The organism is Candidatus Symbiopectobacterium sp. NZEC151, from assembly GCF_025962655.1.
GTDB lineage: Bacteria > Pseudomonadota > Gammaproteobacteria > Enterobacterales > Enterobacteriaceae > Symbiopectobacterium.
This window is the reverse complement of sequence record NZ_JAGFPE010000007.1, coordinates 180,246-203,726: the sequence shown is the minus strand read 5'-3', so window position 1 is coordinate 203,726 and position 23,481 is coordinate 180,246. Positions and strand designations below refer to the sequence as shown.

General features: G+C 49.7%; 19 protein-coding genes. 12 read left to right on the top strand and 7 right to left on the bottom strand.

Going from position 1 to position 23,481, the window contains the following annotated elements; translation table 11 throughout:
* Nucleotides 1-115 precede the first annotated feature (115 nt).
* Entirely contained in the window at nucleotides 116-1,519 is a 1,404-nt protein-coding gene (locus J5067_RS19295) for a M24 family metallopeptidase (RefSeq protein WP_264651799.1), read from the bottom strand.
* Between the two features lie 342 nt (nucleotides 1,520-1,861).
* On the opposite strand from J5067_RS19295, the gene J5067_RS19290 reads away from it, so the two are divergent.
* Genes J5067_RS19290 through J5067_RS19280 form a run of 3 tightly spaced genes read left to right on the top strand, consistent with a single transcriptional unit; the run spans nucleotide 1,862 to nucleotide 4,536 of the window.
* Nucleotides 1,862-2,524: an RraA family protein gene (locus J5067_RS19290; protein ID WP_264627844.1), complete on the top strand. Its 663-nt coding sequence runs from the start codon at nucleotides 1,862-1,864 to the stop codon at nucleotides 2,522-2,524.
* A gap of 13 nt (nucleotides 2,525-2,537) precedes the next feature.
* Nucleotides 2,538-3,191 carry a 4-carboxy-4-hydroxy-2-oxoadipate aldolase/oxaloacetate decarboxylase gene (locus J5067_RS19285; RefSeq protein ID WP_264627845.1) on the top strand — a complete coding sequence of 218 codons (654 nt, stop codon included), beginning with the start codon at nucleotides 2,538-2,540 and terminating at the stop codon, nucleotides 3,189-3,191.
* A 10-nt stretch (nucleotides 3,192-3,201) separates the two neighbouring features.
* Nucleotides 3,202-4,536 (top strand): MFS transporter, encoded by a 1,335-nt coding sequence (locus tag J5067_RS19280; RefSeq protein WP_264651798.1) that lies wholly within the window; start codon nucleotides 3,202-3,204, stop codon nucleotides 4,534-4,536.
* Nucleotides 4,537-4,605: 69 nt separating this feature from the next.
* On the opposite strand, the gene J5067_RS19275 is transcribed toward J5067_RS19280, so the two are convergent.
* Complete coding sequence (locus tag J5067_RS19275) at nucleotides 4,606-5,499, bottom strand: LysR family transcriptional regulator (RefSeq protein WP_264628070.1); 894 nt, start codon at nucleotides 5,497-5,499, stop codon at nucleotides 4,606-4,608.
* 239 nt (nucleotides 5,500-5,738) lie between these two features.
* On the bottom strand, nucleotides 5,739-7,253 hold the full coding sequence (norR, locus tag J5067_RS19270) for a nitric oxide reductase transcriptional regulator NorR (RefSeq protein WP_264651797.1): 1,515 nt from the start codon (nucleotides 7,251-7,253) through the stop codon (nucleotides 5,739-5,741).
* Nucleotides 7,254-7,441: 188 nt separating this feature from the next.
* Here norR and norV point away from each other — a divergent pair, with 188 nt between their 5' ends.
* From norV to J5067_RS19235, 7 genes are all read left to right on the top strand, one after another.
* On the top strand, nucleotides 7,442-8,887 hold the full coding sequence (gene norV, locus J5067_RS19265) for an anaerobic nitric oxide reductase flavorubredoxin (RefSeq protein WP_264651796.1): 1,446 nt from the start codon (nucleotides 7,442-7,444) through the stop codon (nucleotides 8,885-8,887).
* On the top strand, nucleotides 8,884-10,011 hold the full coding sequence (gene norW, locus J5067_RS19260) for an NADH:flavorubredoxin reductase NorW (RefSeq protein WP_264651795.1): 1,128 nt from the start codon (nucleotides 8,884-8,886) through the stop codon (nucleotides 10,009-10,011). Before norV ends, norW begins: the two co-directional genes overlap by 4 nt.
* Nucleotides 10,012-10,167: 156 nt before the next feature.
* Nucleotides 10,168-11,067, top strand: a complete 900-nt coding sequence (locus tag J5067_RS19255) for an EamA family transporter (protein ID WP_264645375.1) — start codon at nucleotides 10,168-10,170, stop codon at nucleotides 11,065-11,067.
* Nucleotides 11,068-11,375: 308 nt separating this feature from the next.
* Nucleotides 11,376-12,011, top strand: coding sequence for a 2OG-Fe dioxygenase family protein (locus J5067_RS19250; protein ID WP_264627970.1), 636 nt, complete (start codon nucleotides 11,376-11,378; stop codon nucleotides 12,009-12,011).
* On the top strand, nucleotides 12,011-13,237 hold the full coding sequence (locus J5067_RS19245; protein WP_264651794.1) for an acetyl-CoA carboxylase biotin carboxylase subunit family protein: 1,227 nt from the start codon (nucleotides 12,011-12,013) through the stop codon (nucleotides 13,235-13,237). Before J5067_RS19250 ends, J5067_RS19245 begins: the two co-directional genes overlap by 1 nt.
* The gene (locus J5067_RS19240) at nucleotides 13,234-14,637 is read left to right on the top strand and encodes an FAD/NAD(P)-binding protein (RefSeq protein ID WP_264627847.1); all 1,404 of its coding nucleotides are present in this window, start codon (nucleotides 13,234-13,236) and stop codon (nucleotides 14,635-14,637) included. Before J5067_RS19245 ends, J5067_RS19240 begins: the two co-directional genes overlap by 4 nt.
* 19 nt (nucleotides 14,638-14,656) lie before the next feature.
* Complete coding sequence (locus J5067_RS19235) at nucleotides 14,657-15,682, top strand: AbrB family transcriptional regulator (protein ID WP_264627848.1); 1,026 nt, start codon at nucleotides 14,657-14,659, stop codon at nucleotides 15,680-15,682.
* 168 nt (nucleotides 15,683-15,850) lie between these two features.
* Here the strand turns inward: J5067_RS19235 and J5067_RS19230 are convergent, their stop codons facing one another.
* From J5067_RS19230 to J5067_RS19220, 3 genes are all read right to left on the bottom strand, one after another.
* Nucleotides 15,851-16,579: a FadR/GntR family transcriptional regulator gene (locus tag J5067_RS19230; protein WP_264645514.1), complete on the bottom strand. Its 729-nt coding sequence runs from the start codon at nucleotides 16,577-16,579 to the stop codon at nucleotides 15,851-15,853.
* Nucleotides 16,580-16,665: 86 nt separating this feature from the next.
* Nucleotides 16,666-17,952: an MFS transporter gene (locus J5067_RS19225; protein ID WP_264651793.1), complete on the bottom strand. Its 1,287-nt coding sequence runs from the start codon at nucleotides 17,950-17,952 to the stop codon at nucleotides 16,666-16,668.
* A gap of 56 nt (nucleotides 17,953-18,008) precedes the next feature.
* Entirely contained in the window at nucleotides 18,009-18,776 is a 768-nt protein-coding gene (locus J5067_RS19220; RefSeq protein WP_264645378.1) for an SDR family oxidoreductase, read from the bottom strand.
* 338 nt (nucleotides 18,777-19,114) lie between these two features.
* Here J5067_RS19220 and J5067_RS19215 point away from each other — a divergent pair, with 338 nt between their 5' ends.
* Nucleotides 19,115-20,368, top strand: a complete 1,254-nt coding sequence (locus J5067_RS19215) for an enolase C-terminal domain-like protein (RefSeq protein WP_264651792.1) — start codon at nucleotides 19,115-19,117, stop codon at nucleotides 20,366-20,368.
* A 147-nt stretch (nucleotides 20,369-20,515) separates the two neighbouring features.
* On the opposite strand, the gene J5067_RS19210 is transcribed toward J5067_RS19215, so the two are convergent.
* Nucleotides 20,516-21,706 (bottom strand): NAD(P)/FAD-dependent oxidoreductase, encoded by a 1,191-nt coding sequence (locus J5067_RS19210; protein WP_264651791.1) that lies wholly within the window; start codon nucleotides 21,704-21,706, stop codon nucleotides 20,516-20,518.
* Nucleotides 21,707-21,977: 271 nt separating this feature from the next.
* Here J5067_RS19210 and pitA point away from each other — a divergent pair, with 271 nt between their 5' ends.
* Nucleotides 21,978-23,480 carry an inorganic phosphate transporter PitA gene (gene pitA / locus J5067_RS19205; RefSeq protein WP_264645381.1) on the top strand — a complete coding sequence of 501 codons (1,503 nt, stop codon included), beginning with the start codon at nucleotides 21,978-21,980 and terminating at the stop codon, nucleotides 23,478-23,480.
* The last annotated feature ends 1 nt before the right edge of the window (nucleotide 23,481 follow it).

The following is a 23,481-nucleotide window of genomic DNA, read 5'->3' as shown; positions in this document are numbered from 1 at the left end:
ATGATTTTGACATCGTGAGCGTGTTTATTAACGATTAGTCTTAGGCAACAATCGGGATAGCAAACACGCTATCCCATAATGACTGAACCCACGATGGGCATAGACGGCAGGGTAATTATCTGCCACAGACCAATGCTTTTTGCTTATCCAGCAGAAAAGGGCGCAAATAACCAACGGTATTGGACATTGGCAGAACATCGGCATGCAATGGGATGTGTAATACCGCTTCCAGATACGTTCTGCGCGTGACAATACGCTGCCACAGCGCCGGGTACGCACAGGCCAATTCGGCCCGCAGCTCTGCGTCGGCCAGTGCCACCGTATCTTCAATGCTGGCACCCGCATAGCCCGCTACCGAAGGGATAATATCGATCTGCAACAGCATACCGCTGGCGAGCGTGATGGGGGAATTCTGGCTGATGGGTGAACAAAGCCACTCTTCATCGGCCACCAAATGACCAGGGTTCAAGTGCCAGTGAAACCGCTCTTTGGGCAGAACATCCTCAATTAACGCGTAGATCTCCCCGCCCGTAACCCCGACGCGAAGCGCGGTCAGCCAGCTTACCACGGCGTGGTAATAAGGAATGGCGACACGTTCCAGATAGTCATTGGTTTTGGTGGGCAGCATCTCGCGATGTTTTACCACATAGGCCGCTCTGCTGGTGAGCCCACCTTTAAAACCGGTGGTGAGGGAAAATTTATCACCCAGCGCTATCTTTTTATCACTGGGGTAAAGCCGGGCTTGCTCAAAGCGATCGCCGGTGGCTGCGATGGTCACCACGCTATGGGGCTGCCCTTCGGCAGCCAGCAAGGCGGCAATCTCTTTTTCTGTCTTCCCAATCTCTATTGCATTGAGCGCATTCAGTATGGCGGTGGAGGCCAGATTCGCCCCGTATTCATAGTGCGCCAGTTCGTTGGCGTTGTTGATGGTGCGCACGCCCCGGTCGGGAGAAATAAAAATACCGGTGGCGTTCACCAACGCGGTGGCGGAGGGCAGTGCATCCCGAATGCTTTGATAAATAAAATGTGGAATATCAAACATGGCCTGACCTGAAGGCCCGTTTAACCTCAGGTGTTTCCAGCCAGCAATGCCGACACGTTGGCAAAGCTGAATGCCTGATTGCGCAAGCAATGCGGTGAGATCGAAATCGGGTGGCATTGGCTGGTCGGGCAGCGAGAAGCAGGGCGCGTGCAACACGGTGCCGGGCAGTCGGGCGTGAGGCACCAGCTTGAGGTTTTCATTCCCCATGATATAGGTCGCGGCACCATTATTTGCGACGATCAGCAGCGCCTCTTCGAAGCGGGGAATAAACCCACTCAGATATTCGAAATTGCCCCCATGCTCTTTATCGGCATAGATAATCAATGCATCAAGACCCTGCTGACGCATGGCGCGTAAGACGCGCTGTAGGCGTTCTCGCTGAGTTTCATCACTAAGCGGAGTGCTCTGCACACTGGCATAGGTTTCCGGCTGAGGAATGGCTTGCAGTGTGTATGATTCCGGTTCATTCACTGTCATGATCGCCTCTGAATAACGGGGGAAAGGTTGCTGCCTCTGATCGTATGAACGAATTATAACCTAACCTGACCTCATCACGCGGTGTCGAGCCTGACGATAATAAAGATTTTTCGGCGGATCACATTTTGGTTATCGCTATCGAGGATTTAAATTATTTTTATATAATCAAATTATTTTAATGTTATGAATTTTATGGTTTTAATTTGTTTTTACAGAGGGCGGGATATTTATTTATTAACCAGATTCATTTTTTCTGAACTTAGATTCAGCAATGCACCGTTGCGGCTTGTGCGGCTATTTTGGATATTTATGGCGAAATGTTTTTTTATTTAGAGGTTCGCAATGAATGATGTTGAATATTTAGCAAAGGCCAAAACGCTGACGACTCCGGAACTTGCTGATGCGCTTGATTTCTTTTCTTTGCCTGGGACATTGCTGGGTTTGAAGGCGATTACGGGAAATCAAAAAATAGCAGGATGGGCCTGGACAGTCCGTTATGTTCCCGTCGATCCTGATAATCCAGGCTCGGTTGGAGATTATATCGATCAGGTTGAGAAGGGCGATGTCATTGTTATTGATAATGCAGGCCGACAGGATTGTACCGTATGGGGCGGCATTTTAAGTCAGGTGGCGGCAGCTAAAGGTATTGCCGGAACCATTATTAATGGTGTAAGCCGCGATACCGATGAGGCGATAAATGCACATTACCCGATCTATGCCTGCGGTCATTATATGCGTACAGGCAAAGACAGGGTTCAGGTTGCCGCAGTAACCGGTGCCGTTAATATCTGTGGTGTATTAGTGAATCACGGAGACCTGATGGTGGCCGATATTGATGGTGCGGTAGTGATTGGTAAAAAACATATTGCTCGGGTAATTGATCGCGCTTTGGAAATGAAAGCCATCGAAGAGCGCATTGTTCAGGATGCTCTGGCAGGAATGTCTATTTCCGCCGCCAGAAAGAAGCATAATTACCACCTGTTACAACGCAATCCCTCTTTATAAATAAGGCCATATCGTGAAAAATGAAAATACGCTGACTGACGCCGTTGTCGAACATTTAATTCGACTGGGAAGCGCAACCGTTTATGAAGCACAAGGGGCTGTTGGGGCATTGTCTGAAGCCATAAAACCCCTGGCTCGCGGCATGAAAATGGCGGGGCCTGCCTTAACGTTACACATGCGTCCCGGTGATAACCTGATGGTGCATTACGCCTTAATGCATGCAAAGAAAGGTGATGTACTGGTTATTAATTGTGATGGTTTTACGGCTGCTGGTATTTGGGGGGATGTGCTGACAACACAAGCACAGCATATTGGTCTGGCGGGACTGGTAGTTAATGGCGCGGTAAGGGACAGTGATGCGATTATCGAATCTGGTTTTCCTGTCTTTGCCCGAGGGATCTCTATTCGAGGAACGGAGAAAAAACAACCAGGCACGTTCAATGGAACATTGATTATTGGTGACTGTATTATCCGTTCCGGTGATATCGTGGTCGGCGATTCGGATGGTCTGGTCGTCATCGAACGCGAACAGGTTGATAACGTTATTAAACTCTCCGACGCGAGAGAGGAAAAAGAAAATAACTATAAAAATAAAATTATCAAGGGTGCGACAACAGCGGAATTGATGCAGCTGAACCGCGTCTTTGATTCTCTCGACTTAAAATGAGGTTTTGAAAATGAGTCTGAATATAGAACAGGCGGCATCAGGGGTTAAACCGACCCATCATCGGTGGTGGGTCGCCTTCTTATTTTTCCTGATTTATACCATTGCAGCAGCAGACAGGGCCAATCTGGGGGTAGCACTACCGTTTATCAGAAAAGAATTTACCATGACGAATGCGGAAGCCGGTGCGCTTGTCAGCCTGTTTCTGTTGGCCTATGCCTTTATCCAGATCCCTTCGGCCTGGTTGATTACGCGTTTTGGTGTGAGGAAAGTCTTCACGTCATCCATGGTTCTGACCTCCATCGCGACGGCCCTGACGGGATTTGCCGGGTCTATTGTGCAACTTAAATTGTGCCGGGTGTTGTTAGGTATTGCTGAAGGCCCACTGCCTATTGGCGTAACCTCCACCATTAACAACTGGTTTCCGTCGAAAGAAAAAGGCATCGCCTCCGGCATTTTTCTTTCTTCTATCAAGCTTGGCCCCGTGATAACGCCGATCATCGGTTCGTTTATTATCCTGCATTGGGGATGGAAAGAGGTTTTTTTGTTCTTTGCCCTTCCGGGACTGCTCCTGCCGGTTATGTGGTTCCTGTTTGTGAAGGACAAGCCCTCTGAGTCCAGCTTCGTCAACCAACAGGAAGTCGACATCATCAATGAAAAGCGGACGGCGGCGCAGGTTCAGGAGAAGAAAGTCTACAAACGGATACCTTACCTGGACAGGTTTATTCGGGTGCGCAATACCCCTAAAGTAACCACAACCCAGCAAGTGTATCGCTCATGGAATGTGTTTGGTTGCGGCCTGGGCTATTGCTGTCAGTTAGGGATTTCCAGCCTATTGCTGGCCTGGATCCCTACCTATCTGTTGTCGGAAAAAAACCTTTCTGTGGTTGGTATGGGGTTTGTCTCTGCGGCACCTTGGGTCGGTGCGGTGCTGGGTAATCTGCTGGGCGGTATCCTCTCTGATACGCTGCTGGATAAACGCAGAAAGCCGGGCATGTTGCTCTCGGCCGTTTCGACATCGGTAATGATGCTGTGCCTGCTGTATATGCCGGCTAATCCAGTATTGTGTGCATTACTGTTGTTTATGACCGGTTTGTTGCTGAGCATTGGCTTCTCTGCCTACATGGTTTATCCCATGTCTTTCGTAGCCAAAGATAAATTCCCGGTTGCCAATGCCATTGTTAACATGGGGGGGCAATTAGGCGGTGCGGCGACGCCCTTTATTGCCGGATTGATTCTTGACCATTATGGTTGGAATACTGTGTTTCTGTTTATGGCGGGCATTTCACTACTCACCTTTTTAGTCGTGGTAACCATTGATGAACCGATGGAAAACTGTGACGCCTAACCCTTGCGGTTGAGATAATAAACGTCAGTACCGGGGAAGCGGAATGTATGCTTCCCTTTTTTCACCCTATTATTCAGCGATCTTTTTCATGGTATCAATAAAGGCATGGATATTCGGGTTGGTGTTTTTTGGGTTATAAACTGCGTAGATATAGCTGAGGCAGCGAAAATCCTCAATTGGCAGGAAGATGATATCTTGCCGGTTATTGGGAATGGTGGTTTTTCCCACCAGTGTTACGCCTAATCCGGCTCCCACCAATGCCAATGCTGTGTGAATTTCAACAACGCGATGTGAAACGGCTGGGCGAATACCGTATTCATCAAATTTTTCAAATACGCGCAATGAGTAACCGCTTTTGGGATCGCTGGGGAAAATGATAAAGGGGGAGTTGCAAAAATCACGCAGCGTAATATATTTTTTCTTGCTTAAATAATGATTTTTAGGAATCGCAGCGATAAGCGGATCAATCAGTATCAGTTCATGATTGAGTTCATGACCAATAAAATTATCGTTATCCATTTCTCGTGTGAAGCCGATATCAAGCTCATGGTTCAATAGCAACTCAGGCTGATACTCGGAAAGCACTTCTTTCAAATTTATTTCGATATGCCCGTGTGTGTCAGCGAAGTATTTTATCGTTTCTGGAATCAGGTTAAACATCACGGAGCGAACGAACCCAAGTGTTAACGTAATCGATTTGCTGTTAACGTATTGCCATGCATCTTTTTCAAGCTTCTCGATATTAAAGATGATCTCGGGTGCTCGTTGATAGATAAATTCCCCGAGACGGGTTAAGGTCATTGGACGAGAACTACGATTGAATAACTCACCGTTAAGCTCTTTTTCAAGTGACGAAATTTGCATGCTGATTGCAGCAGGTGCCAGATCGAGCATTTTTGCTGCTTGACTGGCGCTTCCCGTTTCAACCACTTTACAAAAATAGCGCAGTTGTTTGATATTCAAAGGCAGACTCTTATCCTGGTGGACATGTTATTTAATGATATCTTGCGTGCTCATTTTTTTCAAATTTATCGAGAATGATAAAAGAAGAGACAGTGTGAGGCTGTCGTTGTTATAAATAATTAAATCGGGTGTTTTTATTTCAGTGTAATAAATAATGGTGCGTAACAACAAATAACGCTTTCCTTTTACTCACAGCATTATCAAGCAGCGCCCTGCGTTAGGGCGCTGGCCGTGCAGAATTACGGTTTGATCCCCAGGCGTTTCGCCAACCGATGAAGATTGGCAACATCCATGTCAAGCGCTCTGGCGCTGGCTGCCCAGTTGTGTCCGTTCTGGGCTAACGCCTGGCTAATCACGTTGCGCTGAAAATCCTCCGTGGCATGGCGTAAGTTGGGCGTTGGTGCAACGTTTTGGCTCTCCTGCACCGGGCGCTCGGGCGCACCCTGCTGCGCAATGTGGTGCGCTTCCAGCACGACGTGATCACCGGCCCGCTCAGCGCGAGCAAGGATGATGGCACGGTGGATGGCATGCTCCAGTTCCCGTACATTCCCAGGCCAGGCATAAGTAAGCAGCAGGGCGTGTGCACGTTGGCTGAGTGCCACACGGGTCAGCCCCAGCCTTACCCGGCACTGCTCGCAAAAATACCCTGCCAGAAGAATCACATCATCGCCGCGTTCGCGCAGGGGAGGCACCAGAAGTGGGAATACGCTCAGACGGTGGTACAAGTCGGCACGAAAACGTCCCGCCAGCACCTCTTCGCGTAAGTCGCGATTGGTTGCCGCCAGCACGCGCACATCAACGCGCAGACTGCGGTCATCACCCACGCGCTGTATGTCACCGTATTGCAGAACGCGCAGCAATTTGGCCTGCAAGGCGAGAGAGAGTTCGCCGATTTCATCGAGGAACAGCGTGCCCTTATCAGCCATTTCAAACTTGCCGCTGCGATGACTGATAGCACCGGTAAACGCCCCTTTGACATGCCCGAACAGTTCGCTTTCGGCCACGCTTTCCGGCAGGGCTGCACAGTTGAGATAGATAAGCGGGTTTGCGCAACGGGCTGAACCCTGATGAATAGATTGAGCGACCAACTCCTTTCCGGTGCCGGTTTCTCCGCCAATCAACACGTTGAGATCGGACGCGGCGACTATCTCAATCTCTTTTTTAAGCTGAGTCATACCCGCAGAGAGGCCGATCATCTCGGTGTGCGCGGCCTTTTCAAAGGCGGGAGCGGCAGCGGGCAGGATGTTTTGGCTTTCCAACTGCTCGATCAGCAGTGCGTTATTCAATGCCCCAGCCGTTAGCGCGGCGATCAGACGCAGCTCTTCATCACTGAAGGTATCGAATTGATCCGGAGCCAGCCCGTCCAGGGTGAGCGCGCCAATCAGATTCTGCCCGGCAAACAGCGGCAGGCCGATACAGGCATGCACTTTCAACGTCTCCTGACCGGGGATCAATCCATCGTAGGGGTCGGGTAAATCGCTGTCGGCGGGGAAACGCACCACATCGCCCGCGCGCGCAATCGCCTCCAGCCGTGGGTGCGCTTCCAACGCGAAGCGTCGGCCCAACACGTCCGATGCCAGACCGTCAATGGCCAGGGGGATAAATTGCCGCGTTTCATAGCGCAACAGGGCTGAGGCATCGCAATCCAATACCTGGCGCAGGGTGGTAATAAGGCGCTGAAACCGATCCTTATGGCCGATGCCGCTTTGCAGTTCAATGGCAATCTTCGCCAAGACGTTAACGGAAAAACTCATGGCTACCCCTGACAGTCAAATTGACAATGAAGAATGTCATAATGACTGTGATAAGTATAGTCATTATGACATTTTATTTATTCGATAAAAACAACAAGTAGATTAAAAACAGCATGTTAAAAACATGGCACGGCAATTGATATAGCCTGACTATCTTATTCGCATCACTGCATAAATTTGAGGTTGATATGGCTATTCATGTAAAGAACAACATCCACTGGGTAGGACAACGTGACTGGGAAGTTCGTGATTTTCACGGCACCGAATACAAAACGTTGCGCGGCAGCAGCTATAACAGTTACCTGATTCGTGAAGGGAAAAACGTGCTCATCGATACGGTGGACCACAAGTTCAGCCGCGATTTCGTCCAGAACCTGCGCGCAGAAATCGATCTGGCGCAGATCGATTACATCATTATCAACCATGCAGAAGAGGACCATGCGGGCGCGTTAACCGAGCTGATGTCGCAGATTCCCAATACGCCTATCTACTGCACCGCCAATGCCATTGACTCCATCAACGGTCATCACCATCACCCGGAATGGCGCTTTCACGTGGTGAAAACCGGCGACACCCTGGATATTGGCAATGGCAAACAGCTGGTGTTTGTGGAAACGCCGATGCTGCATTGGCCGGATAGCATGATGACCTACATGACGGGCGATGCGGTGCTGTTCAGTAACGACGCATTTGGTCAGCACTACTGCGATGAGCGCTTGTTTAACGACGAAGTTGACCAAACTGAACTGTTTGAGCAGTGCCAGCGCTACTACGCCAACATCCTGACGCCGTTCAGCCGACTGGTGACGCCTAAAATCACGGAGATCCTCGGCTTTAATCTGCCGGTCGATATGATCGCCACTTCACACGGCGTGGTGTGGCGAGATAACCCGACGCAAATCGTTGAGCTGTATCTGAAATGGGCGGCGGATTATCAGGAAGATCGCATCACTATTTTCTACGACACCATGTCCAACAACACGCGCATGATGGCGGATGCTATCGCGCAGGGCATCAACGACGTCGACCCGCGCGTCGCGGTGAAAATTTTCAATATCTCACGCAGCGATAAGAACGAGATTCTGACAAATGTGTTCCGCTCCAAGGGGGTTCTGGTGGGGTCTTCCACCATGAACAACGTCATGATGCCCAAAGTGGCGGGCATGCTGGAGGAGTTGACGGGGCTGCGTTTTCGCAACAAGAAAGCCTCTGCTTTCGGCAGCTATGGCTGGAATGGCGGTGCGGTCGATCGCGTGCAAACCCGTTTGATGGATGCCGGTTTCGAAACCACCATTGCCCTGAAGGCCAAATGGCGTCCTGATATCGATGCGCTGGAAATATGCCGTGAGCACGGGCGTGAAATTGGCCGTCAGTGGGCGCTCTCCCCGTTGCCGGAGGCAGTGCGCGCAACGCCGCAACAAGAAGCCTGCGCCTGTGCAGCGAAAGCCGCTGCCGATCTGGGGCCGCAGATGCAGTGCAGCGTCTGCCAGTGGGTGTATGACCCGGCACGCGGTGAGCCGATGCAGGACGTGGCACCCGGAACGCCGTGGAGCCAGGTGCCAGACAGTTTCCTGTGCCCGGAATGTTCTTTGGGTAAGGCGGTATTTGATGAATTGGCGGTGGAGGCAGTATGAGTCAGGGTATCGTTATTATCGGCTCAGGCTTCGCGGCGCGCCAATTGGTGAAGAATATCCGCAAGCAGGATGCGGCGATCCCGCTGTCGCTGATTGCGGCTGACAGCATGGATGAATATAACAAACCCGATCTCAGCCATGTGATAAGCCAAGGGCAACGCGCCGACGATCTCACGCGTCAGTCGATGGGGGCGTTTGCGGAGCAATATCAGCTACGGCTATACCCTAACACGCGGGTTACCGATATTGATGTCGCACAGCGCCGGATAAAAAGTCACGACAGCGAGTGGGGTTACGACAAGCTGGTGCTGGCAACGGGGGCTTCCGCGTCGGTTCCACCGGTGCCGGGGCATGAACTGATGCTGACGTTGAACAGCCAGCAAGAATACCGCGCGTGTGAAGCGCAGTTGCAGGATGCGCGGCGGGTGTTGGTGGTAGGCGCCGGGCTGATTGGCACTGAACTGGCAATGGATTTTTGCCGTGCCGGTAAGACGGTTACGCTGGCAGATTGCGCTGCCAGCGTGTTGCCAACGTTGCTGCCGCCGGAAGTGAGTGGTCGCTTGCAACACTGCCTGGTCGATATGGGGGCGCACCTGTTACTGAAAGCAAAACTGCAATCGCTGGAGCAGACCGAGAAAGGCATTCGCGCCCGATTCGATTGCGATCGTATCTGTGACGTGGATGTGGTGGTGGCCGCGACTGGCTTGTGCCCGGAAACGGCGCTGGCACAGCATGCCGGGATTATCACCCGACGCGGCGTGGTGGTAGACAATATGCTGCAAACCAGCCAGGCGGATATCTATGCGTTAGGCGACTGCGCCGAAATTGCGGGGCAGGTGCGGCCATTTCTGCAACCGATCCAGCTAAGCGCTATCGCACTGGCGAAAACGTTGCTTGGCGTTAACACCGCGCTCGCGCTGCCCGCCATGCTGGTGAAGGTGAAAACACCGGCGCTGCCGTTACATCTGGCCGGAGAATCAGGCCGCAGTGACTTACGCTGGCAGATTACCACTGCACCGCAGGGCATGGTGGCGCAGGGAATGGATGCGGAGGGCACGTTGCGCGCCTTTGTGGTGAGTGAAGATCGGATGAAAGAGGCGTTCGCGCTGCTAAAAGCGCTATAACCTGGTGTATGGCTGTGATTTTTTCGGCTTTTCCATCGAAAAGGCTGTCTATCTTCAGTATGGTGTAGGGCATAGGGCGATAGCGTATTGGTCGCGTGCAGCGAGCGTGATTGATAAGTGTCGCCTTACTCCGTTTTATTCCACCATGAGGTTGTGATGAGTCTTGCCAAAAAAGGCATGTTGTACGTGCTAATCGCCTCCATCCTGTGGGGCAGTTCCGGCGTCTGCGCCCAATACTTGATGGAACATCTGCACATTTCGGCCGGTTGGTTGACAATGTCGCGTCTGCTGTTTTCCGGCATCATTCTGTTAATGCTCGGTTTCTTGCAAGGCCAGCCGGTTTTCAGCGTGTTCAGCGAGAAGAAAGAGGCCATCAAGTTATTTATTTTCAGCCTGTGCGGTACGTTGACGGTGCAGTTTACCTTTTTGGTCACGATTGAAAAATCAAACGCGGCAACCGGGACTATCCTCCAGTTTCTCTCCCCGACGGTGATTGTCACCTGGTTTGCGCTGACGCGGAAAAAGTTGCCGGGTGTGTTCGTGTGCGCTGCGATACTGACCTCGCTGGCGGGCACTTTTTTACTGGTGACGCACGGTAATCCGACATCGCTGTCGATCTCGCCTGCGGCGCTGATTTGGGGTATTGCTTCCGCCTTTGCTGCCGCCTTCTATTCCACTTACTCCTCGGGCCTGATATCCCGGCACGGCACGTTGCTGGTGGTGGGGTGGAGCATGTTTATTGCCGGGGTATCGATGATGCCGTTCTTCCTGCTGCCGGAAGAGAATATTGCGGTTAACGGCCTGGGCCTGTTTGCCTTCTTCTACCTGATTATCGTGGGTACCGCCGTGACGTTTAGCCTGTATCTCAAGGGCGCATCGCTGATTGGCGGCCAGAAGGCCAGTATTCTCAGCTGTGCGGAGCCGCTGACCAGTGCGGTGTTGTCCTTGCTGCTGCTGGGCATTACCTTCACGCTGCCGGACTGGCTTGGCACGCTGCTTATTCTCTCATCCGTGCTGTTGATTGCCATGGATGCCAGGGGGAAGCTGCATCAGTAACATGGAAAAAATTGTCTAGGCGTACTGGCATCTCTGGACGCTCATTCTCGATGACCCAATGCTTGTTACCTTGATCGATGGCCTCGACCGCAGGATTGGGGGGAGTGTTTGCGTTCCACTCTGCCGATCGTCTGCGTTGAGTCTACAGCGGTGTGGCTTGATTTCTTGGTCATAATTGAAAAAGGTTGAATGCTGTTAACTAGGTGTTGAACTTAGATGGATAAAATAAGTTCATATTATGGTGTGGATTGTCTTGTATGAAATATAAATTTCCAAAAACTTTGATCTCACACATGGACGAATAATATATGCAATATTATCAGTTCTTACCTGTAGGTGATATTCCACGTTTTTTGAAAGATAGCTTTAATGATTTACCACCCGACCTTTGGTTGAAACCCAAGGACAGTCATTTTCGGTTTCGCTGTTATCAGCAAGCTGTTTTGAAATCTCAACAATTTAGTTATCTTAACTCAAACATGCCATTTTATCAGCCTTCGCATCTAAATTGTTATTCTGGTGGAGTTAAACGTGAATATGCAGGCTTGGTGCCTGATGTTGCTGATATTGTTTTTGATTCAATTATTTCCCGTCTTGTCCCAATTTTGCCAGATAAGGAATATCAAATAGGCATTCATCAGATTCGTATCACTACAGATAGTTTAAATATCGGTCACCCAGCCCCTGAAGGCATCCATCAGGACGGTTTTACCTATATATCGGTGTGTTGTATCGAATTAAATAATGTTTCTGGAGGAGATACTACACTTATCCCTTGTGATAAAGACACCGCTAAAGTGGTGACGTTCAAACTAAATGAAGGGGAAGCGGTGGTTTTTAATGATGTTAATTATCTACATTATACTTCAGCGATAGTTCCACTATTACCGGGAAAGGGATATCGCGATGTTTTTGTCATCACCTTTGATGATCGAGTGTCGTGATGAATATTTTATTATGCCCTGCTAAAATTATTCTTCAACATCAACGGTCCGAGTGGGCGTTTTTGCAGAGGAATACTCCGCTCGTATTTGCCACTTGCAGCGAACATCGCATTGACGTGATGAACCATCTTGGTGATCTGTTCGTTGTTCGTTTCTACGATGACTTCAACGATAACCCAATGGTGGAACTGGATCTCTATGATTATGCCAAGTGCCATCCAGTGAAAGAAGTCCATTTTTTGGCAGAAGTCGATGTACTGAGAGCCGCGCGTATTAACGACCGTTTGGGCCTTACTCATCAGTCTGCCAAAGAGGCACTCTATTTTCGCGACAAATTTTTAATGAAATCTCTGGTGCAGCAGTACCAGGTAGCGATACCGGAGATGGCTCTCGTCAAAAATGCTACAGATATCGCCTTATTTATAGAAACCCACGGTTATCCCAGTGTTATAAAACCGACTGATGGTAGGGGCTCACAGAATGTTGTTGTTATACGTAACGACAATCAATTGAAAGCCTGTCTACAAATGATAACGCCCTTGCATTTTCACAATTTGCTAATAGAGCGGTTTATTGAAGGCCACGCTTACCAAATTAACGGCTTATATCTGTGTGGGCGGCCGATTTTTATTTCTGCTTCTCGAGCCAATGTCTCCTGTCTGGATTTTTTGTCTGGTGAATCGCTGGGACTGGTGATGGAATGCAATAGTTACCTGCTTCAGCAACTGACTGGCTATACGCGATACCTCTTGGAAGAAATATTCCCTACGCCCAATGACACTTTGTTCCATTTAGAGGTATTTGTTGATAAGTCTCAGCATATTATTTTTGGTGAGCTTGCGTGTCGTCTCGGGGGATGCTTTGTTAATGAGGAACTCGGGGCTGCGTTCGGGTTAGATCCTAGAATGACTTGGCTTGATGCTCGTCTGAACCAGCATTATCCTGAAAATCTGACACAACGTTCACCTCTCAGGCTGGTGGGCCAGCTCAATGTGCCACCGCAAAATGGAACATTGGTGGCTATCCCACAGGAATGCCCATTCCCTTTCGTGCTTAAATATCGTGTCACTGGCGTGGTGGGGCAGCATTACGATGCCATGAAATTCACTAATGGGGAGGTGGTTAGCGCTATTGTAGAAGGCCGGGACAGCCATGAGGTAAATGCAAATCTGTGCTATCTGGCAAACTGGGTGGAAGAAAATACCCGGTGGACAAGCGACATATGAAAAACTATGCCATCGTCGGAAGCGGATATGCCGGTCTTTCCGTTCTGTTTCGCTTATTGGAACTGCCTGATCAGGAGATCTCAGCCATTACATTGTTCGATACACCGGAAACGCTTGCTGTTGGTCACGCGTTTGGTGATGACGTTTGCACTAATTTACTCAATCGTCCGGTGAAAACGATGTATTTTCGCGAGGCTGGTGATTTTGGCTCTTGGCTAAAGCAATATCAAACTCACCTTCAGCACTCAGACGACCAGTTTGTTCCTCGTACCTACTTTGGGCAGTTCCTACGTTATCAACTCATACTGTGCAAGCAACGTTCTCGTCAGCGCGGCATAATATTGCGTTTTGTGCCAAAAATGGTTGTCGATCTGACACTCCAGGCTGGAGGGGTAAGGATATACACTCAAAGTGGAGAAAATGCGCTGTTTTCACGTTGCTTTTTATGTACTGGCACCACTCAGCAAAGAGATCCCTACGGTGTGGCACTGCACGCTGGGTATTTCGAATCTGCATGGCCGATCCGGAACCTGCGTATTCTACCCGGGGAGAGTGTCGGTATTATCGGAAGTCGTTTATCAGCCCACGATGTTGCCATTGCATTGGCACCACATTGCAGGAAGCTCTATTTCATCTCCCGTCAAGGACTTCTGCCGAGGCGAATTGCCGGGTACCACAACGTGTTACCACAGCGGTTTACTCCCAGAAATATCGATCGTTTATATTTCGTCTCGGGCAATATTGCTTTTCACCAACTCTTTCGACTATTACGCCTGGAGTTTGCGGCCCAGCGTTGTTCTTTGAGTGATTTTCTGCGCAATGCTCAGCCGAGCATTACTGCTATGAGTATTCTTCTCGCACTCAATATTTCAGTTAGCCATGCTTGGCGTCGACTGAGCTTGACCCAGAGAGCTCGTTTTATTGCTCGTTGGCAGTCGCGCTGGCAGCAATTGCGCGTTCCTATTGCTATCCCTAATGCTCTGCGTGTGGAACAACTGTTTTCCACTGGTAAACTAGATCATCTGCACGGTGATATTTCCATCACACCGAATCCTGATGGATTTACCCTCTCTGTTTCAGGCGTCCAGGGCCCGCGAGTGAATAAACTTATCAATGCCAGCGGGATTAGTGCTTGTCCTTACCATTACCCATTGATAGGTCGGCTGATAAGCAGAGGAATAGGCGTTCCTCATCCGTTCGGGGGGATTCGTATCTGCCCTGAAACCCTTAGTGTCATCAGCGTAAATAACACCATAGTGCCGAATGTCAAATGTATCGGACAGATGACAGTGGGCGAATTTTTCACCGTTGGAAATATAGATATTCTTCATGAGCAAGCTAAGTTGGCGGTAGTCAGTCGCTGGAATGACACCCCGCATGCAGCGGATCTTGGATATTAATATTTATCAGGAGTAGGGCATGGGGCTGGTGGGCGGTTTTTTATTATGTGCCTTGGCTGGATGGTTACTGGCGCTTATCAATATTCCATTAGGAATGATGTTTGGCCCCATAGCGCTTATTATTCTTCTCAGCCGTTTTTCATTGCGTATAAGCACTATTCCTAATTCTATGGTGTTTATACAAATTTCTCTGGGTTCTTCCATCGGTCTAATGTTTAGGGAAATGACTTTCGGTGAAACTACCGGTGTTATCGGCCTGCTGTGCGCCCTATGCATCTGCTTATCATTGCAATTTGCCCTTTGTTATCGGTGGTGTATTCAACGCCTGCATTGGAGCAAAGAAGAGGCTCTGTTGGGCGCAGTACCTGGGGCTATGGCTGCAGTGTTGGCACTGGCCGATTTTTCGAAGACGCCACCGCAGAAGATTGTGATTTCCCATTCGTTGCGTCTAATCACACTTACCGTGCTCGCTGGGATTATCGTCGGATTTGATAATGTAGAGTCAATGACTTCACCACCGACGCAGTTGACAGTACATGGGGTATGGCTAGCCAGTATAGTTCTCACCGGGTTCATCTTGGGTAAGGTGCTTGAACACTGGCATATTCCAGCACCGTATATGCTGACCACCTTATTTTGCGCCGCATTGCTCCACGCTTTTTCGCCTGAGTTGCTTGTTTTACCGGATATTATTAACCAACTGGGTATGGTGCTTATGGGGATGCTTATTGGTCACTATTTTACTGCCTTTCCGCTGGACGAGTTTCTACGTCATCTGTGGGCGTCATTGCAGCTTGTAACTATTAGCCTTGGGGTTACACTCTTGATGGCTTGGGCTACATCCGAGTTGATAGGGTATTCCTTCGATATCCTCGTGCTTTCCTGGGCTCCCGGCAGTGTGGAGTCGATGTCTTATGCTGCATTGGCGATGAAAGTGGATGCAGGCTTTGTCATGACCAACCATATTGTTCGTATGTTGATCATTCATACGCTCCCGTCATTGTTGCTTAGTGTGAAACACCCGCGGCGTGGAAAAAAAACCTGATTTCTTGTGGGCTCAGCTCACTGAGGTGAACGCGGTTCGACGGTATCCTTCTAAAAAAGCGTAGATGTAGGTTGGGTAAATATGGGGTGAAGGTGCTTATGACGGTTGAGGGGACGATGCTGTGATGATTTTGGCGCGTTTGGCACCCAAAAGAAACGGGGACGTTAATTAGCGTATCGACTGATCGGTGTCGTTTGCCGATGATTTGATTTTTTCGATGGCGATAATATTTTCAGACATCGCTTCATTAAGGACTTCTACAGCCGTACGCGCGTCCCTGTTTTTAATGGACATGTATACTTTGATATGTGCCTCGACACTCTCAAGAGTAATACCCAATGCGCGGTTAAGCTCCTCAAGATAGTAGTAATAAATGTCTTTAATCGAGTTCATTACGTTGTAGAACACACTATTATGCGATGCCCTGACGATGGCAAGATGAAACTCGTAATCTGCTTCCGAGTATTTTTTATAATCGCTTTTGTTGATGAGCATGTTGTTGAGGGCTTGTTCGAGATGGCGCATATCCTCATCGGTGGCATGTGTTACCGCTAACTCAACGCATTTAAATTCCACTGTTTGGCGAAAAATCATCATATCGTGGAATTCTTCGCGGCTCAGATGCATGATTGGTCTGGGATCGTTGCTGAGCATCTGCGGCGTAAAGTTTTCACTCACGAAGCTGCCGCTACCATGGCGTGTGACTACGATACCCAAGTCTCGAAAACGCTGTACTGCGCTGCGCACGCTAACGCGACTGACGTTAAAGGCGGCCGTGAGTTCTGCTTCCGAGGGAAGACGGCTCCCCGGGGACCAACTGCCGTCTAGCAGTTTTCCGCTGATCTGATCATAAATTTCATTTACAACATTGTGTTTTTGAATGGATTTTATGCTCAAGATGGGGCCCGCTATAGATGTCTTGAAGAAAGCGATTGTATAACATTTCACTTTTAAGAACAAAGCGCCCATCAGGGCGCTTTGCATTAGTACGCCTGTGCTTTGCTCAGAGAAGAGGTTGTGCTGGTAAACGCTGTGACCGAGGTCAAGAAAACAGCAAGCACCAGTGCTCCGCCCATAAAGATGTAAGACGCACCGGGACCCCCGGTTAGGCCATTCAGATAGCCGACAATCCACGAACCCACAAACGAGCCAAGCGCACCGAAACTGACGATAAAGGCCATTGCGCCTGCCATCACGTTACGAGGGATCATTTCAGGAATAGCGGCAAAGAAGGGACCGTAAGGGGTATACATTGCCCCACCTGCAACCATCAGAAGCACATAAGACAGCCAGAAATTGGATGCACCAACAGTAAAGGAACCAATAAAGCAGATGGCGCCAAGACCTAAGAAGAGCAGAACAATAATCTTTCGGTTCAGAAACTTATCGGAATACCATGACGCACCCAGCATCATGGGAACGGCGAGGAGATAAGGTGCCGCTGATAACCAACCGGTGGCGACAATACCCAGTCCAGACGCAGATTTCAGAATTGAAGGCAGCCACATAATGAAGCCATACATTCCGATATTCCAGAAGAAGTGGATAAAGGAGAGTGACAACACTTTTCTGGAACGAAATGCTTCACTGTAGTTTTTAATTTCCTGGATATTGGTTTGTTCTGCTGCCAATGCAGCTTCAATATCTTTTTTCTCTTTTTCAGTCAACCATTTAGCATCAGCTGGTCTATCTACAAAAACAAACCACCAGATGGCTGCCCAAATAATTGCGGGTATGCCCTCAATGATAAACATCCCACGCCAACCAAATGCTTCAACAAGGTAGCCGGAAAGTACCGACATCCAAAGCACCGTAATCGGGTTGCCGAGAAACAGAAACGTATTCGCTTTCGATCGTTCTTTCTTTGTAAACCAGTGGCTTAAAAATACCAACATGGCTGGCATCACAACGCTTTCCGCCACGCCTAAAAGAAAGCGAATGACCGCCAACACTTTGACGTCATGCACCATTCCTGTCGCAGTGGCGAGTATGCCCCAAAGTATCAGGCTCCAGAAAATGAGGTTTTTAGCGCTGCGCTTTTCAGCGTAAATTCCACCTGGAACCTGGAAAAAGAAGTACCCCAAGAAAAATAAGGCACCTAATAAGGATGAAATTCCCGGTGTTATATTAAGATCTTCTGCCAAACCGGATGCTGCGCCAAAACCGTAATTCGCACGATCCAGATACGCAAGGCTATAAGTAATGAAGGCGAGCGGAATTAATTTACGCCAGCGTATCGGCGCTAATTTTGCTTGTATGCTTTGAATCATTATTCATATTCCATGTTATTGTTTTGTAATCTGTATTTTTGGAAATAAAGCAACAATTACAGAACGGATAGCCAACCACCATCGACATAAATGATTTGACCATTAATGTAGTCAGAGGCTTTTGACGATAAGAATACCGCCGTGCCAATCAGTTCTTCCGGGCGGCCCCAGCGCTGGGAGGGATTACTGCTTTTCACCCAGTTATCGAATTTTTCATCTTCAATCAACGCGGTGTTCATATCGGTCAGAATATATCCTGGTCCAATCGCGTTGGACTGGATATTAAATTGCGCCCATTCAGCAGCCATTGAACAGGTAAGCATTTTTATTCCGCCTTTCGCTGCGGTGTAAGGTGCAACGGTCGGTCTTGCTGCCTGGCTGGTCAATGAACCGATATTGATAATTTTTCCCCCGGTGTTGCGCGCAATCATTCGCTTGGCAGCGGCTCGTGAGACCAAGAAGGCGCTCGTCAGGTTGGTGTCGATAACCTTTTGCCAGTTCTCAAGTTCCAGTTCCACCATCGGTTTGCGATATTGAATACCTGCGTTGTTGATCAAAATATCAACATGAATATTCTGTTCATCCAGTTGGTTGAACGCGTTTTCAATCGCGTCTTCTTTAGTAACATCAAAGGCTACGCCATAGGCGGTGTAGCCTTTGGCTCTCAGTTTATCAACGGACTCAGTCAGGAGCGTGTCACGTATATCATTGAGGATAACGTGTGCGCCTTCGGCGGCCAGCCCCTCTGCATAGGCGTACCCCAAACCCCGTGCAGAACCGGTGACCAGTGCTGTTTTCCCCGTTAAATCAAATAAAGCAGTCATGTAATTTTCCTCACGCTTGATATTTGTATGACGACTGTCTTATTTAAGAGTGGATTTTCACTTTTGTAAAATCAACAATACAAAAATGATTTTGCAATACGGATCACAAATAACGCTTATCACTCTTTATCTGAAGTTGTATAACTCATTGTATTTAATGAATAACTATATCTTTGATTTGACGTTTTTTGACCTTTGTCACAAAATGAACGTTCAAGGAACTGTGGGATTGTAAAGCGTGATATAACACCTGAAGTTGTAGGACGACCTACAAATATTTCGCCGTGTTGTCCTCCTCGGTATGACATGGCGTTGATTTGCTGAATTGAGGAGTTAAAGTGAGTAACCTTAAGATTACCAATGTAAAAACCATTCTTACGGCACCCGGTGGCATTGATTTGGCCGTCGTCAAGGTCGAGACCAACGAGCCGGGGCTCTATGGTCTTGGGTGCGCGACGTTCACACAGCGAATTTTTGCCGTGAAAAATGCGATTGATGAATACATGGCACCGTTTCTGATCGGTAAAGATCCCACCCGTATTGAAGATATCTGGCAATCCGGTGCAGTCAGCGGTTACTGGCGTAACGGCCCCATCATGAACAATGCGCTGTCCGGCGTGGACATGGCGCTATGGGATATCAAAGGCAAACTTGCCGGAATGCCGGTTTATGACTTGCTGGGCGGAAAATGTCGCGATGGTATCCCACTGTATTGCCACACTGACGGGGGTGATGAAGTGGCGGTGGAAGATAATATCCGCGCCCGTATGGAAGAAGGTTATCAATATGTTCGCTGCCAGATGGGGATGTATGGTGGTGCTGGAACAGACGATTTGAAGTTAATTGCCACACAACTGGCACGCGCAAAAAACATTCAACCGAAGCGTTCACCAAGAAGCAAATCCCCCGGTATTTATTTTGATCCTGATGCCTATGCGAAGAGCGTTCCGCGTTTGTTCGACCATCTGCGCAACAAACTGGGTTTTGGCATTGAATTTATTCATGATGTGCATGAACGCGTCACGCCGGTAACGGCCATCAATCTGGCAAAAACGCTCGAACAGTATCAGCTGTTTTATCTTGAAGATCCGGTTGCACCAGAAAATATTGACTGGCTGAAAATGTTACGTCAGCAGTCATCTACACCGATCTCGATGGGCGAGCTATTCGTTAACGTGAACGAATGGAAACCATTAATTGATAACAAGTTAATCGATTATATTCGATGCCATGTCAGTACGATTGGCGGCATCACGCCAGCAAAGAAGCTGGCGGTCTACAGTGAGCTGAACGGCGTGCGTACCGCCTGGCATGGACCGGGTGACATCTCGCCAGTCGGGGTTTGTGCCAATATGCACCTTGATCTGAGCTCACCGAATTTCGGTATTCAAGAATATACGCCAATGAATGATGCGTTGCGTGAGGTCTTCTCTGGGTGTCCAGAGATCGATCAGGGTTACGCCTACCTGAACGACAAGCCTGGTTTGGGCATCGATATTGATGAAGATAAAGCCGCTAAATATCCCTGTGAGGGGGGCATTCCATCCTGGACGATGGCGCGTACGCCAGACGGCACAGCTTCTCGTCCATGAGGTGACACACTCGGTGCGATACCGTTAATGCGCATCTCCGGCATCAACGGGGTTAACAATACGTCCGGCCTTAGGCCGGGCTTTTGGGAAATGGGATAGGGCGATTCATTGTGTTTGCAAAACTTGTGTCCACTTTACTATCCCAAATCAGCGTGTTAACGCCTGCGCGCACGCCCAGGCGGAACTCCATGCCCACTGGAAGTTATAGCCTCCCAGCCAGCCGGTAACGTCCACCACTTCGCCGATAAAATAGAGGCCCGGTACTTTACTGGCTTCCAGGGTTTTGGACGATAACTCACGCGTATCCACTCCGCCCATCGTGACTTCTGCGGTGCGATAGCCTTCCGTACCGTTGGGCTGCACCTGCCAGGCGTGCAGATTTTCCGTGAGCGCGGCTGTTTGGGGGGATTGTAGTTGCTTAAGTGACACCTCGGGCACCAATCCCAACGTTTGCAGACACTCGACCAGGCGTTTCGGCAGCCACAGCGCCAGCGTATTTTTCAGGCTCTGATTGGGGTGCGCCGCACGTTGCTCGGCAAGCAGCGCGTTAAGATCGTGCTGTGGCAACAGATTGATCGTCACCCTTTCGCCCGGTAGCCAATAGCTCGACAGTTGCAGGATGGCCGGGCCAGAAAGGCCGCGATGGGTAAACAGCAGGCTCTCTTTAAAGCTGACACCGTTTTTCGCCGTCACCACCACGGGCACGGAAACGCCAGACAGGGTCTGTATCTGCTCCAACAGCGGTTTATGCAGCGTAAACGGTACCAGCGCTGCGCGTGTGGGCAGTACCTTAAGGCCAAACTGCTGTGCGACCTGATAACCGAAGGGGGATGCGCCTAGCCCCGGCATGGAAAGTCCGCCGCTGGCAATCACCACCTGTGGAACGATCACTGTGCCATTGGCAAAGGTGAGGGTGAACGCTGAGCCCGTCCGTTCAATGCTCTGGAGTTCAGTGCGTAGACGAAACTGTACGTTGCCGAGTTCACATTCGCGCATCAGCATATCCACAATCTGCTGCGCGCTGTCATCACAGAACAGCTGCCCAAGGGTTTTCTCGTGGTAAGCAATACTGTGTCGATTGACCAGATCGATAAAATCCCACTGGGTGTAACGCGCCAGTGCGGATTTGCAAAAATGCGGATTTTCAGACAAATAAGCAGCTGGCTCGGCGTACATATTGGTGAAGTTGCAGCGGCCGCCGCCCGACATCAATATCTTGCGACCCGGTTTTTTGCCGTTATCCACCAGCAGAACGCGCAGTCCGCGTTGTCCGGCCTGCGCGGCACAAAACAGACCGGCAGCACCTGCACCCACAATGACAACATCAAACGATTCCACAGTGCGCTCTCCTGGCAAGGGCAACCTAAAAAGTAAGCATTTTCCCGATAATAACCGGGCGGCTGATTGTAGTGTCAGGTGCGAATGGATGCCAGCGTAACAAAATGTATATTTATACAAGAATATGTATTTTTTTGATTTTATTAAGATAAATCTGACCAACAGCCGAATTGGTCATCTTTTCGTCAAAAAAAAGTCATATTTTCCTTTTCCCGTTTAGGCTTGTCGCAGATAATGCGCCGCGTTCATGACCACAAATGGCCTAACGCTTATGCTACATTTATTTACCGGGGTTGATTTTCATACCGGTCTGATGCTGATTTTGGCACTGGTATTTGTTCTGTTCTATGAAGCCATTAACGGCTTTCACGATACGGCGAATGCTGTTGCCACCGTTATATATACGCGCGCAATGCGGGCGGAATATGCGGTTGTCATGGCCGGACTGTTTAACTTTTTCGGCGTGATGCTAGGCGGGTTGAGCGTGGCGTATGCCATCGTGCATTTGCTGCCTACTGATTTGCTGCTTAACGTCAGTTCTGCGCACGGCCTGGCCATGGTGTTCTCCATGCTGCTGGCGGCGATTATCTGGAACCTGGGCACCTGGTACTTTGGTTTACCGGCCTCCAGCTCTCACACCTTGATTGGTTCTATCATCGGGATTGGTTTAACCAACGCCCTGCTCACCGACACATCCGTCGTGGATGCGCTCAACGTTCCCAAAATGATCAGCATCTTCCTGTCACTGATTCTGTCTCCGATTGTGGGGATGGTGGTCGCAGGCTTGGTGTTGTTTGTGCTGTTGCGCTTTTGGAATAGCAACAAGAAACGCAAACGTGTTCACCTCACGCCTGCCGATCGTGAAAAGCTGGATGGCAAACGTAAGCCGCCGTTCTGGACGCGTACAGCGCTGATTATCTCCGCTATCGGCGTTAGCTTCTCCCACGGCGCTAACGACGGTCAGAAAGGTATCGGCCTGATCATGCTGGTGCTGATTGGCGTTGCGCCTGCCGGCTTTGTCGTCAACATGAGCGCTTCCGGCTATGAGATCAGTCGCACGCGTGATGCGGTCGTCAACTTGCAGGAGTTCTATCAACAGCACGGCGATGCGCTCACACACGTCATCGACCTCTCTACGCCGGTACCGGCGACAGAAACGGTGTTGCCTGCGAATGGCGTGAAAGAGTTCCACTGCGACAGTTCTCGCGTAATGATCGCCATTGAGCGTTCACTGGGTCTGCTGAATAACCTGAAGAGTTATGACCAGTTGAATGCTGAGGATCGCGGTCGCGTGCGCCGTTTGCTGATGTGCATTGCGGATACCATGGACAAGGTAGCGAAGCTGCCGGAAACCACGTCGGAAGACCGACGCTATCTGAACAATCTGCGTCAGGATATGCTGAAAACCGTTGAGTACGCGCCGTTATGGATTATCGTTGCTGTCGCATTGGCGCTCTCTCTGGGCACCATGGTGGGCTGGCGTCGCGTCGCGGTGACTATCGGTGAGAAGATCGGTAAACGTGGCATGACCTACGCGCAAGGGGTGTCTGCGCAGGTAACGGCGGCGTTGTCGATTGGTGTGGCGAGCTATACCGGTATGCCGGTGTCCACCACCCACGTTCTCTCCTCGGCGGTCGCGGGCACCATGATCGTTGATGGCGGTGGCGTACAGGGCAAAACGGTTAAGAACATCCTGCTGGCCTGGGTGTTTACGCTGCCGGTTTCTCTGGTGATGTCAGGCGTGCTCTATTGGTTGGCGCTGAAACTGATTTAAT

Excerpts from the sequence above, each read along its gene's own strand:
- J5067_RS19295 (WP_264651799.1), bottom strand. The coding sequence starts at position 1,519 with ATGACAGTGAATGAACCGGAATCATACACACTGCAAGCCATTCCTCAG.
- J5067_RS19290 (WP_264627844.1), top strand. The coding sequence starts at position 1,862 with ATGAATGATGTTGAATATTTAGCAAAGGCCAAAACGCTGACGACTCCG.
- J5067_RS19280 (WP_264651798.1), top strand. The coding sequence starts at position 3,202 with ATGAGTCTGAATATAGAACAGGCGGCATCAGGGGTTAAACCGACCCAT.
- norR (WP_264651797.1), bottom strand. The coding sequence starts at position 7,253 with ATGAGTTTTTCCGTTAACGTCTTGGCGAAGATTGCCATTGAACTGCAA.
- norV (WP_264651796.1), top strand. The coding sequence starts at position 7,442 with ATGGCTATTCATGTAAAGAACAACATCCACTGGGTAGGACAACGTGAC.
- norW (WP_264651795.1), top strand. The coding sequence starts at position 8,884 with ATGAGTCAGGGTATCGTTATTATCGGCTCAGGCTTCGCGGCGCGCCAA.
- J5067_RS19255 (WP_264645375.1), top strand. The coding sequence starts at position 10,168 with ATGAGTCTTGCCAAAAAAGGCATGTTGTACGTGCTAATCGCCTCCATC.
- J5067_RS19250 (WP_264627970.1), top strand. The coding sequence starts at position 11,376 with ATGCAATATTATCAGTTCTTACCTGTAGGTGATATTCCACGTTTTTTG.
- J5067_RS19245 (WP_264651794.1), top strand. The coding sequence starts at position 12,011 with ATGAATATTTTATTATGCCCTGCTAAAATTATTCTTCAACATCAACGG.
- J5067_RS19240 (WP_264627847.1), top strand. The coding sequence starts at position 13,234 with ATGAAAAACTATGCCATCGTCGGAAGCGGATATGCCGGTCTTTCCGTT.
- J5067_RS19235 (WP_264627848.1), top strand. The coding sequence starts at position 14,657 with ATGGGGCTGGTGGGCGGTTTTTTATTATGTGCCTTGGCTGGATGGTTA.
- J5067_RS19225 (WP_264651793.1), bottom strand. The coding sequence starts at position 17,952 with ATGATTCAAAGCATACAAGCAAAATTAGCGCCGATACGCTGGCGTAAA.
- J5067_RS19220 (WP_264645378.1), bottom strand. The coding sequence starts at position 18,776 with ATGACTGCTTTATTTGATTTAACGGGGAAAACAGCACTGGTCACCGGT.
- pitA (WP_264645381.1), top strand. The coding sequence starts at position 21,978 with ATGCTACATTTATTTACCGGGGTTGATTTTCATACCGGTCTGATGCTG.